Source organism: Mycolicibacterium duvalii (genome assembly GCF_010726645.1).
Lineage (GTDB): Bacteria > Actinomycetota > Actinomycetes > Mycobacteriales > Mycobacteriaceae > Mycobacterium > Mycobacterium duvalii.
The window spans coordinates 3,189,295-3,203,532 of record NZ_AP022563.1 but is presented as its reverse complement, the minus strand read 5'-3'; the positions used below and the strand labels follow the sequence as shown (position 1 = coordinate 3,203,532).

Here is a 14,238-nt window from a genome sequence, read left to right as displayed (position 1 = left end):
TGAACTGCACAGTTCGGAGGATGCAGTCAGTCGCCGCGTTCGGCCATCAGCGCGCGGGTTTCATACGACACCGGCGCGGTCAGCATGCCGACCCAGGCGTCCACGTAGTTATGCAGCTGCGCTTCGCTGAGTCCGTGCCCGGAGCGGGCCGCGGCGGCAAGCACATTGATCAGGCTGACGTACAACTGGAACGTGCGGCCGCGACGGATCCGCTCGGGCAAATCCTGTAATGCGGCGTCGACGAGTTCCTCGAGCTTCTCCTGGGTCCACTCGTCATCGATGTGATCCGGCCAGTAGGCGCTGCGCGCCCGCGGATCTTCGACGAGCCGGGCAAGGAACGGGGCGAACATCTCGCCGGCGGCGATGCTGTTGGCCAGCGGACGCGCCAGCAACCACACCACGGCGCGGGGATCCGCTTCCTTGCCCTGCTCGCGCATGGTCGCCAGCATCTCCTGGCGATCGGCCCCGAGGGACGCCTGACGGTATGAGATCAGTGCGCGGATCAAGCCGTCGCGCGAGCCGAAGTGGTAGCGGATGACCGAGGTGTTCGACTGTCCGGCGGCCTGCTGGATCTCTCGCAGCGTCACGGCATCGATGCCGCGGGTGGCGAACAGTCGTTCGGCGACCTCCATCAGCATCACCCGGGTCGATTCTCCCGAGGAGTTGCGCCTCCGCGTGCCAGCGGCGGACTCGGTTCCCAGCTCAGTCATCCGTTCTCCCGTCTGTCTCAGTCTGACCGGCGTGGCCGCCATTGAACATAATAATGCTGCTGTATTAAAAATGCTGGACTTGCTTTTGATCAGCTGGCATCATTCGAATGAGCAACCAGACCCGTGGAGGACCAATGAGCATGATCTGGACGAATTCGGGCGACTCCCACTTCCTGGAGCCCGAGGACCTCTGGCAGTCCCGGTTGCCAAAGGCGCTCGCCGACCTGACGCCGCGCGCGGAGAAAGACCCGGACGGCGAGTACGAAACCGTCTCCGTGGACGGGCAGATCTTCCGGCGCAAGCTGCCGTCGTCCGCGATGACGGCTTTCATCGAGGAGAGCATGAAGCCGCAGGGCATTCGCGACGCGAAGGTCCGGCTCGGCGACCTGGACAAGGAGGGCGTGTGGGGTGAGGTGATCTTCCCGTCGCTCGGTATGTGGGGGTCGACCTTCCGCACTCCCGAACTGCTGAAGGCGTGCATGCGCGCCAGCAACGAGTGGGCACTCGAGGAAATCTGCGCGGTGTCGCCGCGGTACGTGGTGACCGCGCAGGTGTCGACCCTGGTGGTCGAGGATGCGGTCGAGGAGTTGCGCTGGGCCGCCGAACAGGGCTTCAAGGCGGTCTTCCTGCCGACCACCCCGCATCCCAGCGCCCCTGATTGGCACCGCAAGGAATGGGAGCCGTTCTGGGCGGCTGCCGAGGACGCCGGCATGGTGATCGCGTTCCACATCGGCACCGACCCGGTCGACATGACAGTGGGCGGCGCATCGGGCGGCGCGGGGCAGGTGTACCGCGGGCCGGGCGGCGCAATCATGAACTACGCGGAGACGACGTTCTCGGGTCAGCGGGCGGCGATGAAGATGGTCGCTTCCGGTGCGCTGGACCGGCACCCCGACCTCAAGGTACTGATCTCCGAGGGAGGTGCGACCTGGGTGCCTTTCCTGGGCGACCGCCTGCTGGAGGGCTACCGCCAGCACCACATGGCCGTGCGGCCGAAGCTCACCCGCAATCCCAAGGAGATCTTGTTCAGCCAGGTCTACGCGTCCTTCCAGCACGACGAGACCGCGGTCGCCGCCTACGAACATATGGGCTACAGGAACGTGATGTTCGGCAGCGACTACCCGCACATGGAGGGCACCTTCGGTCACACGCAGGACACCCTCAAGGGGCTGTTCGACGGTGTGAGCGATGAGACCCGGCTGCGCATCACCCAGGGCACGTTCTACGAACTGTTCCCTAGCGTGCCGCCTATCCCGACCGAAAAGTTCTGAGCCCGTGTCTAATTCGTCTGGCCTGCGCGACGTTGCGATCGTCGGCGTCGGCGCCACACCGTACTACAAGCGCGGCGGATCGCTACCGAAGTCGATCACCGAATTGGCCGGCGACGCAATCCTGGCGGCCTGTGAGGACGCCGGCATACCGGTCACCGACATCGATGGGTTCGCCTACTACTCCGGTGCCAGCGCGGGTTACACCGAGAAGATGGACTCCGCCGACTTCATGGAAACCCTGGGGATTCCGGAGATCCGTTTCACCGCGGCGTTGACCTCCGGTGGCGGTGGTTCGGCGGGTGCGATCGGGCTGGCTCGAGCCGCCATCGTGGCCGGCGACGCCTCGGTGGTGGTCACGGTGATGGCGCTGCAGCAGGCCAAGCAGCGGTTGGGTTCGGTCTTCTCGGCGTTGGAGCCGGATCCGATCAACTCGTTCCTGCAGCCATCCGGCCTCTTCGGTCCTGGACACCTGATGTCGGTCATGGCCCGGCGGCACATGCACTTGTACGGTACCCGTCGCGAAGCGTTCGCCGAGATTGCCCTTTCGACGCGGGCGAACGCGGCGAATCGACCGAAGGCCATGCACCCCGAGCCATTGACGCTCGAGGACTACTTCAACGCACGGATGATCGCAGAACCCCTGTGCCTCTACGACTTCTGCCAGGAGACCGATGGCGCGGTGGCGGTGATCACCACCAGCGCCGACCGAGCGAAGGATTGCAAGCAGCCGCCGGTCCCCGTGGTTGCCGCCGCCCACGGTGGCGTCCGCGACTGGGGGAGGGCATTCGCCTGGATGGGTATGCCCGACGAATACTTCGCCTCGTCGGGCAATGCACCCATCGCCAAGCGGCTTTACGAGCAGGCCGGCATCAGCGCGGGCGATATCGACGTGGCCCTGCTGTACGACCACTTCAGCCCGATGGTGCTGATGCAGCTCGAGGACTACGGGTTCTGCGGCAAGGGCGAGGGTGGCGCATTCGTCGAGAGCGGAGCGATCCGCTACGAAGGTGGTTCCATTCCGGTCAACACCCACGGCGGTCAGCTGTCCGAGGCGTACATCATCGGGATGACCCACATCATGGAAGGAGTCGAGCAGATGCGTGGCACCGCCATCAACCAGGTTCTCGACGCTGAACTCGCCCTGGTCACCGGTGGCCCGGCGAGCCTGCCCGTGAGCGGGCTGATCCTGGGTCGTGCCGCATGAGCACCGCTGCGGTCACCCTGGCCGCCACCATCCCCGGCGAGCACGTGCGGATCGCCGTCAACAAGGACACAGAACCGTTCTGGCAGGCCGCGAAGGAGCGTCGGCTGGTCGCGCCGCAATGCGCTGACTGCCAGACGTTCCGGCTGCCGCCGACTCCGTTCTGTCCCACTTGCCAATCAAAGGCGGTGCACTGGGTCGAGCTGAGCGGCCGGGCCACCGTCTACAGTTTCGCCGTGGTGCACGGCTTCCCTGGCATGCCCGAGCTCGTCCTAGTGCCTGCGGTGCTGGACCTTCCCGACGCCCCTGGTGCCCGACTGGTGTCGAACGTCGTCGATGTCGCGCCTAGTGACGTCACGATCGGAATGTCGGTGCGCGTAGATTTTTCACCGATTACTGACGGATGGCTGCTCCCAGTTTTCCGAGTCGACGGCGAGGAGTGAGGGCCATGTCCGACGACAGTGCTCTGCACGAGAAGCCTCTGGAGTTCCTCACCAGCATTGCGAATACCGGCGGGTCGTGTGACGGTCAAGCGATCCTGCCCGAGAACGGGCACTATCGGTGCACGTGCTCATGCGACAACTGGGACATCGAGGTCGATGATCCGCAGGAAGGCTTGCGGCTGGCCCGCATTCACACCGGAAGTACGTCACGCTGAATAGGAGCCCGCGCGTGGGGAATTTGAACGGCGAAGTCGCCGTCATCACCTGAGCCGCAGGCGGGCAGGATACCCCGGCCATGAAGCGTGGCCTGGTCGGGTCGATGCAGGCGCTTGCAAATCAACTGGCGCAGTACTGCAATGGGTCAATACGATTCACCCGACCGGCGTGGCGACCGGGATGGTCATGAACGACGCCATGGCCACAATGGTTGAAGCCAACGACCCCGGACTGTCCTCGATGCAGCATGCGCTGCCCATCCAGATCCTCATGCCGGCGGACATCACGAACGCAGTGGCCTTCCTGGTGTCCGACGAGGCCAAGTTCATCACCGGCATCACCCGGGCGCTGAATGCCGGCTTCCCCGTTCGCTGACAATCCTGAGGAGCGCGAGCAGTATCGCACTCGCCCAACACGTAGTTAACCTAGTTGGATGAGTGGAGTGTGATCGGCTGCCCGGTTTCGATCAACTATGACAGTGGACTGTCGTAGCATGACAAGACGCTGCTGATTCGAGTACGTGCTCGGTCGCCGTCAACCGGAAGGATCTCATGAGCGAGAGTCAGGCAGGCGCAACATGTCCCGTCAAGGACCTGGAGTCGAACACGCCAGACTCGCCCGCGCTGACGCACTTCCGCCTGCCGGACGAGTGCCAGGATGACGCGCGGCCGGCCTTCCGGAACCGGGAGGCCGGCGTCGAGTATTGGGTATTCACCGTCAACGCGGTGATCCTCGATGGTTTGCAGCACCCGGACAAGTGGTCGAGCAGCTTCATCATGCCGACCGACCCGGAGCGGCCGTACAAGTGGATTCCGATCATGATCGACCCGCCCGACCATGCCAAGTGGGGGCAGGTACTGGCGGAATACTTCTCGCCCGGCCGCGTCAAGGGCCTCCGCGAGGCGCAGCAGAAGCTGGCGGCGGAATTCGTCGACCAGCTCGTCAGCGACGGCGGGTGCGACTTCGTCGAACGGACTCGCGCGTGTTCCCGTCGACAGTCTTCCTCACGATAATGGGCGTGCCCGTCGAGGATCTCGAGCAGTTCATGGCCTGGGAGGACAAGATCCTGCATCAAACGGGCGTGGGAGGGGAAGCCAACGCCGCGCGGCTCGAGGACATGACGCACGTGATGGGTTACTTCTCCGGCCTCATTCGACAGCGCCGCGAGAACCGCGACCCGGATGCCGTCGCTGCCGCTGACGTGGCTGACGTGAGCGGGCCGCGCACGGAGCGCACAGGGAGCGCCTGATGGCCGGAACTGTGGGGTTTCTCGGGGCCGGCCAACTCGGCGAACCCATGGTGGCGCGCCTGCTCGCGGCGGACCACGACGTGCTGGTGTACGCCCGGCGCGACGACGTGCGGAGCCGGCTGGTGGACCGGGGCGCCACGCCGGCAGGCTCCGTGGCAGAGTTGGCGCGCGGCAGCGACATCCTCATCGCCTGCCTGTACGCTGACGCGCAACTGCGCGAAACGGGCCTCGGCCCGGAAGGTTTCATCGCCAACGCGAAGCCAGGATCGGTGTTCGTGTCCCACACCACCGGCACGATGGCCACCTTGCAGGCCTTGCAGGAGTCCTCCCCGGCTGGGCCGGTGATCCTCGATGGGCCGGTCAGTGGGACCGTCGAGAACATCGATGCGGGCACGTTGACCGTGCTCCTCGGTGGACCTGCCGACGCCGTTGCCAGGGTGACACCCGTGCTGTCCGCCTACGCCGAACCTGTGGTGCCCACCGGGGAACTCGGCAGTGCGTTGGCCATCAAGCTCGTCAACAATCTGTTGTTCGCGGCGAACGCTCAACTGCTCGCAGCAGCAACGGAACTGGGCGGCCAGCTGGGTGTCGAACCGACCGCGTTGTTGTCGACGTTGCAGGTGTGCAGCGCCCGCAGCCATGTGGCGGCTCACGCACACCGCATCGGTGGGATGGAACGCTTCGAGGAAATGGCCGGTCACTTCCTGCGTAAAGACGTTGCCGCGTGCCGTGAGGCCGCCATCGAAGCGGGGGTCGACCTCGGGCTTCTGGGGATGGCCGTACGGGAAGGGCCGTTATCACTCGATGCGGTCGACACGACGCGGGAGGGAACACGTTGACGACGGGACGGCTGGCGGGCAAGGTCGCGTTCATCACCGGTGCTGCCAGGGGGCAGGGACGTGCCCATGCGGTCCGGATGGCACACGAAGGGGCCGATGTCATCGCCGTCGACATCGCAGGCCCGCTTCCCGAATGGGTGCGCTACCCGTCGGCCACACCGGACGATCTCGACGAGACGGTGCGGGCAGTCAAGGCTGCGGGGGGCCGAATAACGGCCACGGCGGCCGACATCCGCGATCTCGACGGACTGCGGACGGCCGTCGATCAGGGAGTCGACGCCTTCGGGCGGCTGGACATCATCGTTGCCAATGCGGGAATTTGCGTCCCTGCGCCATGGAACGAGATCACCCCGGAGTCGTTCCGCGACATCATTGACGTCAACGTGACGGGCACCTGGAACACGGTGATGGCGGGTGCTCACCGCATCATCGAAGGGGGCCGCGGCGGCTCGATCATTCTGATCAGCTCCTACGCAGGCGTCAAGGTGCAGCCGTACATGGTGCATTACACGGCCAGCAAGCACGCGGTGACGGGAATGGCCAGGGCTTTCGCCGCCGAGCTGGGCAAGCACGAAATCAGGGTCAACAGTGTCCATCCCGGACCGGTCAACACCCCGATGGGTGGCGGTGACATGATCGCCGCGTTGTTCTCCGCGATTGAGAGCAACCCCACGCTGAACAACATGGGTACGCCGTTCCTGCCGCAGTGGGCGTGCGAACCGGAGGACGTCGCGGCCGCGGTGTGTTGGTTGGCGTCCGACGAGTCACGCTTCGTGACGGCAACGCGGCTGTCGGTCGACCAGGGCATGGCGCAGTTCTAGCGCACCAGGGTCACGTCGTGGTCGGGGCGGCGCCACCCGCGGCTAGTGAACTGGCCTGACCAAGGTTCAGAGCCGGTCGAGATAGTGCTCGACCAGTCCGACCGACATGCGGGGATAACTTTGAGCCGTCACCACATCTAAGCCGTCACGCTCTAGCAGGCGGGCGAGCCGATTGTTGATCAGCGACAGAACAATGGCGGCTATCAGCTGGTAGTAGGCGATGTCGCCGGTGAGGGTCCCACCGAATTCGAGGTAGCGCCTGACGATCTCGTCGTCGTCCGGAATACCGGGCAGGCGGGTGAACCCCAGTGCTTCGCACAGAAAGCGCTCGAACATCAGCCACCAACCGACGTCGATGTCCGGTGGCCCGGTGCCCGCGGTCTCCCAGTCGAACAACGCGACGACCGAGAGGTCATCACCGAAGCTGATGTTCCCCACCCGCGCGTCGCCCCAGACCACAGTCTCCGCGTCTGTGTCGGGTGCCGCATCCACGATGACGCGCAGCGCCTCGGCCAATGTGGCGCCGCCTACCTGCATATCAGCACGGCACCACTCGTACCAGCCGCGCAGTTTGTCGAGGTAGCGCTGCAGCGCTGTCCTACTCGGATCGGTCCCGCCACGGAAGAACGCCAGCGTGTCGGGGTCGTCGATGCGGTGAAGCGACACCAGCGCCTGCAACCCGTTGTCGCACAGCAGCCCTCGCTCGACGGGGGACAGTTCGACGGTCCAGCCTCGCTTGTGCCAACTGGGAACGTCGGACGGCGTTCGACCTCGCACCCGTCGCATCAGATAGAACGGCGATCCCAGAATCGAAGCGTCGCCTTCGATACCGACGACGTCCGGCACCGGAATTCCATGTGCGGCGAGACGTTTCATCACCTCGGCCTGGCGCGGTGCGTCGGGCGTCGTGAACAGCTGGTGGTCGTCAGCCTGTGCGCGCAGCACCAGATCAGCGCTGTGGCTTTCGCCGTCCGGGTCCTTCCACGAGGCAGTGAAGAACGCTGTCTTCCCTGAGTAGCCGGCCGGTGGGGCGGTGAACTCGGAGATCTCGAAGTCGGTTGTGCCATCGGGCGCGATGCTCGGCGGCAGCCAGGTCCGCAGAATGTCGCTCGTCCGACTACCGAATTGGCCGCGCGAAGATGTGTAAACCATCGTCCCCCTTCGCGGAACTGAACACTACTGTCAGAATAGCGGGATGAACGGCAGACAGCTCAGCGGCATAGCGCTCGGCGCTTACGTGCTCCCCGGACGCGTCGCCGACCCCGCGGTCGTCGTCAACCAGGCGAAGGCCGCCGAGCGTCTCGATCTGCACACCGTATGGCTCAGCGAGCGATGGGGGACCAAGGATCTCGGGGTGATCGCAGGCGCGGTCAGCCAAGCCACCTCGAGGATCCGGATCGCCTCGGGCATCACCCATCTCCAGTCCCGGCATCCCGCACTGCTGGCGTCGCTGGCAATGACGGCTCAGGCGCTGTCGGGCGGACGATTCATGCTCGGCGTCGGACGCTCGGTCGACGCGATGTGGGCGGCGGTGGGGCTACCTCGTTCCACGAACGCGTCGATCGTCGACCACGCTGACATCTTCCGCCGGCTGTGCCGGGGTGAGAAGGTCAGCTACGACGGACCCGCGGGCAGGTACCCGTCGTTGCGGCTCAATGACATACCGGATCAGCCGGTCCCTCCTGTGGTCTTCGCGGCGATCGGACCCAAGGGCCTGGGGCTCGCGGGTCGCCACTTCGACGGGGTGCTGCTGCATCCGTTCCTGACCCCCGCCGCCGTCGAGCGTTCGGTACGGCGCGTCCGGGACGCCGAGCGCGCAGCGGGCCGCCCGGTGGGCAGTGTGCGGGTGTACGCCACCGTCGTGGTCGCGTGCGAGCTGCCGGCCGAGGAGGAGCTCGCTGTAGTGGACGCTCGGGCGGTGACGTACTACCAGATTCCCGGATTCGGCGAGCGGTTGGCGGCAGTCAACGGGTGGGATCCGGAACCATTGAGCAGGTTGCGAAGTCACCCGCTACTCGCCGGTGTCAGGGGTTCCGCGGACTCGGTGCTCACTCGCGAGAAACTCGTCGAGGCCGCCTCCGCCTTACCGAGGCCGTGGACGGCGGAGGCGGCGGCGGTCGGGTCGGCGCGATCCTGCCATCTGATGTTCGAACGCTTCCGCGAGGCCGGTGCCGACGAATTGGTACTGCACGGCAGCACGCCCGACCGATTCGACGCCCTGCTCAACGGCGCCGACGCCAGATCATCAAACTAGTTAAACATTGAGCGGATTAGATCTCCACTTCGCCCGTGGACTTGAAACTCCAACGCATCGCCGCGTGGGGCGGGGTCGTCATGCTCGCGCTGTTCTTCGTCTTCTTCATGCTCATCGCCAAGCTCATCCCGCCGCTCTCGCCGACCGCGAGCGCCCAGTCCATCGCCGACTTTCTGGTTGCCAACAAGCTCCGGGTGCGAGTCGGCCTGGCGTTCAGCCTGCTCGCTGCATGCCTCGCGCTGCCGTGGTTGGCCACGATCTGCCTGCGGGTGCGACGGGTCGAAGGCAAGTGGGGTGTGCTGTCGGTGACCCAGATCTTCGGTGGCGTCATCTTCGTGCCGGGCTTTCTGTTCCCGATGATGGTGATGGCCACCGCAGCGTTTCGGCCCGAAGAGCGTGATCCCCAGATCACGCAGGCGCTCAACGACGTCTTCTGGTTGATGTTCGTCGGCATCGTGGGAACCCTCGTCGTGCAGGCCGTGGTGCTCACGACCGCGTCGTTCGTCGACCGCACGACACCGGGGACGTTCCCGCGGTGGTTCGGCTACCTCAACGCCTGGTACGCCCTGCTCGCGCTGCCCGGCGGCGCGGTGATGGTCTTCAACAGCGGGCCGCTGGCGTGGAACGGCGTCTTCGCGTTCTGGATTCCGTTGGTGGCGTTCAGTGTCTGGATGATCGCGGTGACCCTGGTGCTGCTCCGCTCGATCAGTGCGGAGCAGGCCGCCGAGCGATCCCCCACCCTCGTGGCTTCGTGACAGTTCATGCATCCTCGCTGACCGCGACGCCGGCGCGGCGCGTGCCCGGTGAGAGCGGCACGTGGGTGTTCCTGTTCGGCGACATGCTGGTATTCGGCGGGTTTTTCGCCACCTTCATGGTCGAGCGGGCCAACAACCCCGAACAGTTCGACCTCGCGCGCAAGACGTTGCACCTCGGGGTTGGGTTCACCAACACGCTGGTACTGCTGACGAGTTCACTGCTCGTGGTCATCACGTTGCGTGCGCTGCGGTCGGGAGCCCGGCACATCGCGCGCTCGGCCACCGTGGCGGCAATGGCGGAGTGTTCATCGCCCTCAAGACCTTCGAGTACTACTCGTTGGTGACCGGTGGACACGCGGTCATCGCCAATCACTTCTACCTGTACTACTTCGTCCTCACCGGTATACATCTGCTTCACGTCTGTATCGGTATGGCGGTGCTGACATTCCTGCTCACCCAGACGCGGCGGCACGAACTCGGACCAACGCGGATGGCCGTCGTGGAGGGCGGGGCTTGTTTCTGGCACCTCGTCGACCTGCTGTGGATCGTGCTGTTTCCACTGCTGTACCTGGTGTCGTGATGCCGGGCCCCTCCGTATTGGCCTTCGTCCGTGGCCGCGCGGACGTGTCCTGGCTGGTGTTGATCGCAGCGACGGTGGTGTCCTTCGCTCTGGGCGCCGACCATGGCACCGGTTCGGCGATGGCGGTCGTCATCCTTGGGATCGCCGCGATCAAGATACGGCTCGTCGGGCTCGACTTCATGGAACTGCGAAACGCTCCAAAGCCTCTGCGGATCGCATTCGAGGGATATTGCGTGGCGCTGTGGGCCTTGCTGTCCGCGCTATACCTGTTTCTGTGACCGTCTGTGACCGTCTGTGCAACGTCCGGCAGCGCGTCAGCCGCCCAGTCGCAGACCGGTGTTACGGGTCCCGAACACGTCGGTGGCCATGATGGCACCGAGTTTATTTGCATCCCATCGCTTTTGGCCGTTGGAGACCGACGTCACCGGATGCCAGCCCTTGAGCAGCTGCAGATGCTCGCCCATGGCCCGGATCACCTGACCGCTGACATGGCCGGCTTCGGGACTGGCGAGCCACGCCACCACGGGAGAGCCCAGCGACGGGTCCTTGGGATCGAACTCGTCCTCGGCGCGCTCGTCGGGCTCGATGGCCGCCTCTGCTCCCGGCATGGACGCGGACATGCGCGTGCGTCCACCAGGACTGATGGCGTTCACGGTGGCGCCGATCGATGCGAGCTCGAGACTGAGCGTCTGGGTCAGGCCCACGATCGCCGACTTCGCGGTGCTGTAGTTCGTCTGACCGAAGTGGCCGTGCAGGCCGGCGCCCGAGGTGGTGTTGATGATGCGGCCATAGACTTTTGCGCCGGATTCCTTGGATTCCGCGCGCCACTTCCGCGCGACCGCGCGGCTGGTCAACCAGCTGCCGCGCACGTGCACCCGCATCACCAGGTCGAAGTCGTCGGCCGTCATGTTCCATATCGCCTTGTCGCGCACGATGCCCGCGTTGTTGACCACGATGTCAACCCTTCCCAGCTGCGAGTAGGCGCGTTCCACGGCAAGGTCTACCTGCTGCTCGTCGCCCACGTCGCTGAAGTCGGACACCGCCCTGCCACCGCGGCTCTCGATGATCGAGACGACCTCGTCGGCGACCTTGCCGGTGCCCTCGCCGGAAAGGGTCGTGCCAAGGTCATTGACGATCACCGTCGCGCCATGCTTGGCCAGTTCGAGTGCGTGGCCACGGCCGATGCCATGCCCGGCGCCGGTCACCAGGGCGACCTTGCCGTCGAGTAGTCCGGTCATGAGTCCTCTCTTGGGGTGAACATCGTGAGATACGGGCTGTCGGGATCTGTCTCGTCGACGGGCCGGAAAATCGCGGTGACGGGCATTCCGACCCGGAGGCGCTCGGGTTCGACGCCCTCGATGGCGGTCATCAGCCGCGGGCCCTCGGGCAGCTCGACGATCGCGGCCACGTAGGGCAGTCGCTCGCTGAACGGAGTCAGATCATTCACGTACACCGTCGAATACGTGTACAGGATTCCGGTTCCGCTGGCCTGAACCGGGTGGACGTCGTCGCTCCAGCAGTGGGGGCAGAACGGCCGCGGGTAGTGATGTACCCGGCCGCACGGCCGGCACTTGGCGATCAGCAGGCGACCCTGCCGCGCCGCGGCCCAATACGGCTCGCTGACCTGGTCGATGACCGGGATATCCGCGCGCGCCATCTACTTCACCACCCGGTGAACTCGGTCTGGCGCTTGTCGATGAACGCCTGCACACCCTCTTTCGAGTCATGTGAGTAGGACTGGATCTCCTGGGCCATCGCCTCGGCGACGAACGCCCCGGACCGATCGGTGTCGGGGGAGTCGTTGAGCAGTCGCTTGGTGAACGCGATGGCGCTCGTCGGTGCCGCCGCCAGCCGTCCGGCGAAGTCGGCCACCGCCGCGTCCAACTCGGCCGGGGCGACCACGCGGTTCACCAGACCGAGTGCCAACGCTTCGGCTGCCGTCAGGCGCTCTCCGAAGAAGGCCATCTCTTTTGCCTTCTGCATGCCGATCCTTCGAGGCAGCAGGTAGCACCCGCCACCGTCGACGACCAGCCCACGCTTGACGAATGACTCAGCGAAATAGGAATTTTCGGTGGCGACCACGAGATCGGACGCATAGACAACGTGGGCCCCCAGACCTGTCGCAGCACCCTGCACCGCGGCGATCACCGGCTTGTGGCAATCCAACACGCTGGCAACCAATTTCTGGGCCCCGTTCATGATGCGTCGCGTCGGCTCCAGCACTCGCTTCTCGCCCCGCGCCCGCCGGTCCGCCAGCGAAGCCACGTCAGCGCCCGAGCAGAAGTGTTTTCCGTTGGCGCGCAACACCACCGCGCGTACTTTCTCGTCGTCCGCGGCGGCGGCCAGCAGCGCGATGATCGTGTCGCGGTCGTCGGGCCGGACCGCGTTCGCGGCCTCTGGCCGATTGAGGGTGATTGTGAGGATGCCATCGGTGGTGTCGGATAGCACGGCCGCAGTGGTGTTCATGGTGTGTAGGTTGCCTCGAGGTGTTTGATGCCGTTGACGAAGTTGGATCTCAGCATGACCGGCTCGCCGGCAGCGCTGATGTCGGGGTAGCGGTCGTAGAGCATCTCGAAGGCCACTTTCAATTCCAAGCGGGCGAGGTGGGCGCCGAGGCAATAGTGAGGGCCGGGTCCCCCGAAGGCGATGTGGTTGTTCGGCTTTCGTGCGATGTCGAACGCCTCGGGGTCGGCGAATACCGCGGGGTCGCGATTGGCGGCCGGATACCAGACGACTACTTTGTCGCCGGCGGCGAAGGTGTGTGTCACCTGCCCGTCCGCGTCTGTCAGCGTCACACCGTCGCGGGTTACGGTGCGGCGCATGTGGATCACAGGACTCGCATACCGCAGAATCTCCTCGACGGCAGTCGGTGCCAACTCGTCGTAGTCCGCCAGCAGCCGTTCGCGCTGGTCCGGATGCGCGCTGAGGATCTGCAGGCCATGCGTGAGCGCGTTGCGGGTGGTCTCGTTGCCCGCGCCGATCAGCAAGATGAAAAACTTCGCCAGTTCTTGCGGCGTCAAATTCTCCTCGTCGGAGGTGACGAGCTTGCTGATCACGTCGTTACGCGGCCGGGCGATGCGGTCTTCGGCGATACTCCTGAGCAGTTCGATGAGCCGCTCGCTGGCCTCGGAGACCGCCGCCCCGATGCCCGCCGCGGTCTGATCGGGTACGTACTCCGGATCTGAGGCGCCGAGTACGACGTTGGTGGCATGGACGATGAACTGCTCGTGCTCCCGCGGCACCCCGAGCATGTTGTCGATGATGCGCAGCGGAAGCAGCGTGGCGAACGCTGAGACGAAGTCGCACTTCCCGGTGCGGGGCATCTCGTCCAGGATCTCTGCGGTTGTCTCCTCCACCAAGCCACGCATCTCGGCGAGAATGCGCGGGGTGAATCCGCGGGAGACGATCTTGCGAAGCCGCATGTGCTCGGGGTCGTCCATGTCGATGATGGACCCGCGGTATTCGCGCATCTCGGCGGTCTGATCGAAGATCTGGGTACCGTGCCCGGAGCAGAACTCGTCGGCTCGTCGGCTGATGTCGACCACATCGCGGTGCGCGCCGACCGCCCAGAAGCCGCGGGCGCGGGGAGCATCGGGCCGGTTGGTGCGCACGAAGACCGGGCCAGCGTCCCGCAGGCGCCGGTAAATCTCCGCGCGTTCTGCGGGATGTTCCTGCCACCACCGCAGGTCGATCAATGGTGCGAACTGTTGCTCGTCGACGTCGATCGCGCTCACAGCTCTAGATTCTGGCACTCATGTCACTTATAGGCAATGTCGGGTAGGCGTAAGTTGAGGGGATTGCGCGGTTTTCCCCTCCTTGATCCGCAGCGATATCTAACATTAGTGTCACTAGTGGTCGAGTCCGCCAAGAAGCGATCGACAAAGGACAGCCGAGGAGGG

General features: G+C 65.2%; 17 protein-coding genes and 2 pseudogenes. 13 read left to right on the top strand and 6 right to left on the bottom strand.

What is annotated here, in order from left to right; all coding sequences use genetic code 11:
• Positions 1–26 precede the first annotated feature (26 nt).
• The gene (locus tag G6N31_RS15085) at positions 27–710 is read right to left on the bottom strand and encodes a TetR/AcrR family transcriptional regulator (protein ID WP_098002348.1); all 684 of its coding nucleotides are present in this window, start codon (positions 708–710) and stop codon (positions 27–29) included.
• A 134-nt stretch (positions 711–844) separates the two neighbouring features.
• On the opposite strand from G6N31_RS15085, the gene G6N31_RS15080 reads away from it, so the two are divergent.
• From G6N31_RS15080 to G6N31_RS15045, 9 genes and pseudogenes are all read left to right on the top strand, one after another.
• A complete protein-coding gene (locus G6N31_RS15080) occupies positions 845–1,981 on the top strand; it encodes an amidohydrolase family protein (RefSeq protein ID WP_069412412.1) in 1,137 nt (378 codons plus the stop codon).
• A 4-nt stretch (positions 1,982–1,985) separates the two neighbouring features.
• A complete protein-coding gene (locus G6N31_RS15075; protein ID WP_069412411.1) occupies positions 1,986–3,185 on the top strand; it encodes a thiolase C-terminal domain-containing protein in 1,200 nt (399 codons plus the stop codon).
• Positions 3,182–3,625, top strand: coding sequence for a Zn-ribbon domain-containing OB-fold protein (locus G6N31_RS15070; RefSeq protein WP_069412410.1), 444 nt, complete (start codon positions 3,182–3,184; stop codon positions 3,623–3,625). Before G6N31_RS15075 ends, G6N31_RS15070 begins: the two co-directional genes overlap by 4 nt.
• A gap of 5 nt (positions 3,626–3,630) precedes the next feature.
• Positions 3,631–3,840: a hypothetical protein gene (locus G6N31_RS15065; protein ID WP_069412409.1), complete on the top strand. Its 210-nt coding sequence runs from the start codon at positions 3,631–3,633 to the stop codon at positions 3,838–3,840.
• 56 nt (positions 3,841–3,896) lie between these two features.
• Positions 3,897–4,216 (top strand): annotated as a pseudogene (locus G6N31_RS15060) (SDR family oxidoreductase); the annotation flags it as partial.
• 176 nt (positions 4,217–4,392) lie between these two features.
• On the top strand, positions 4,393–4,854 hold the full coding sequence (locus tag G6N31_RS15055; RefSeq protein ID WP_234815203.1) for a cytochrome P450 family protein: 462 nt from the start codon (positions 4,393–4,395) through the stop codon (positions 4,852–4,854).
• A gap of 5 nt (positions 4,855–4,859) precedes the next feature.
• Positions 4,860–5,090, top strand: coding sequence for a cytochrome P450 (locus G6N31_RS27480; protein ID WP_234815204.1), 231 nt, complete (start codon positions 4,860–4,862; stop codon positions 5,088–5,090).
• Entirely contained in the window at positions 5,090–5,929 is an 840-nt protein-coding gene (locus tag G6N31_RS15050; RefSeq protein WP_098002349.1) for an NAD(P)-dependent oxidoreductase, read from the top strand. Before G6N31_RS27480 ends, G6N31_RS15050 begins: the two co-directional genes overlap by 1 nt.
• Positions 5,926–6,750, top strand: coding sequence for a mycofactocin-coupled SDR family oxidoreductase (locus G6N31_RS15045; RefSeq protein ID WP_098002350.1), 825 nt, complete (start codon positions 5,926–5,928; stop codon positions 6,748–6,750). Before G6N31_RS15050 ends, G6N31_RS15045 begins: the two co-directional genes overlap by 4 nt.
• A gap of 66 nt (positions 6,751–6,816) precedes the next feature.
• Here the strand turns inward: G6N31_RS15045 and G6N31_RS15040 are convergent, their stop codons facing one another.
• Positions 6,817–7,626: a phosphotransferase family protein gene (locus G6N31_RS15040; RefSeq protein WP_234815211.1), complete on the bottom strand. Its 810-nt coding sequence runs from the start codon at positions 7,624–7,626 to the stop codon at positions 6,817–6,819.
• Between the two features lie 319 nt (positions 7,627–7,945).
• On the opposite strand from G6N31_RS15040, the gene G6N31_RS15035 reads away from it, so the two are divergent.
• The 4 genes and pseudogenes from G6N31_RS15035 to G6N31_RS15020 all read left to right on the top strand — a co-directional run bounded on the left by G6N31_RS15035 (position 7,946) and on the right by G6N31_RS15020 (position 10,617).
• On the top strand, positions 7,946–9,004 hold the full coding sequence (locus tag G6N31_RS15035; protein ID WP_069412404.1) for a TIGR03857 family LLM class F420-dependent oxidoreductase: 1,059 nt from the start codon (positions 7,946–7,948) through the stop codon (positions 9,002–9,004).
• Between the two features lie 35 nt (positions 9,005–9,039).
• On the top strand, positions 9,040–9,759 hold the full coding sequence (locus tag G6N31_RS15030; RefSeq protein WP_179964186.1) for a hypothetical protein: 720 nt from the start codon (positions 9,040–9,042) through the stop codon (positions 9,757–9,759).
• An 83-nt stretch (positions 9,760–9,842) separates the two neighbouring features.
• Positions 9,843–10,339 (top strand): annotated as a pseudogene (locus G6N31_RS15025) (cytochrome c oxidase subunit 3).
• Complete coding sequence (locus tag G6N31_RS15020) at positions 10,339–10,617, top strand: cytochrome C oxidase subunit IV family protein (RefSeq protein ID WP_098002352.1); 279 nt, start codon at positions 10,339–10,341, stop codon at positions 10,615–10,617. Before G6N31_RS15025 ends, G6N31_RS15020 begins: the two are co-directional and overlap by 1 nt.
• 36 nt (positions 10,618–10,653) lie before the next feature.
• On the opposite strand, the gene G6N31_RS15015 is transcribed toward G6N31_RS15020, so the two are convergent.
• The 4 genes from G6N31_RS15015 to G6N31_RS15000 are packed head-to-tail and all read right to left on the bottom strand — an operon-like array spanning position 10,654 to position 14,073.
• A complete protein-coding gene (locus tag G6N31_RS15015; protein ID WP_069412402.1) occupies positions 10,654–11,577 on the bottom strand; it encodes an SDR family NAD(P)-dependent oxidoreductase in 924 nt (307 codons plus the stop codon).
• Positions 11,574–11,996 (bottom strand): Zn-ribbon domain-containing OB-fold protein, encoded by a 423-nt coding sequence (locus tag G6N31_RS15010; RefSeq protein ID WP_098002353.1) that lies wholly within the window; start codon positions 11,994–11,996, stop codon positions 11,574–11,576. Before G6N31_RS15010 ends, G6N31_RS15015 begins: the two co-directional genes overlap by 4 nt.
• 5 nt (positions 11,997–12,001) lie before the next feature.
• The gene (locus G6N31_RS15005; protein ID WP_098002354.1) at positions 12,002–12,805 is read right to left on the bottom strand and encodes an enoyl-CoA hydratase/isomerase family protein; all 804 of its coding nucleotides are present in this window, start codon (positions 12,803–12,805) and stop codon (positions 12,002–12,004) included.
• Positions 12,802–14,073, bottom strand: coding sequence for a cytochrome P450 (locus tag G6N31_RS15000; protein ID WP_069412399.1), 1,272 nt, complete (start codon positions 14,071–14,073; stop codon positions 12,802–12,804). The genes G6N31_RS15005 and G6N31_RS15000 overlap by 4 nt, the downstream gene beginning before the upstream one ends.
• Positions 14,074–14,238 lie beyond the last annotated feature (165 nt).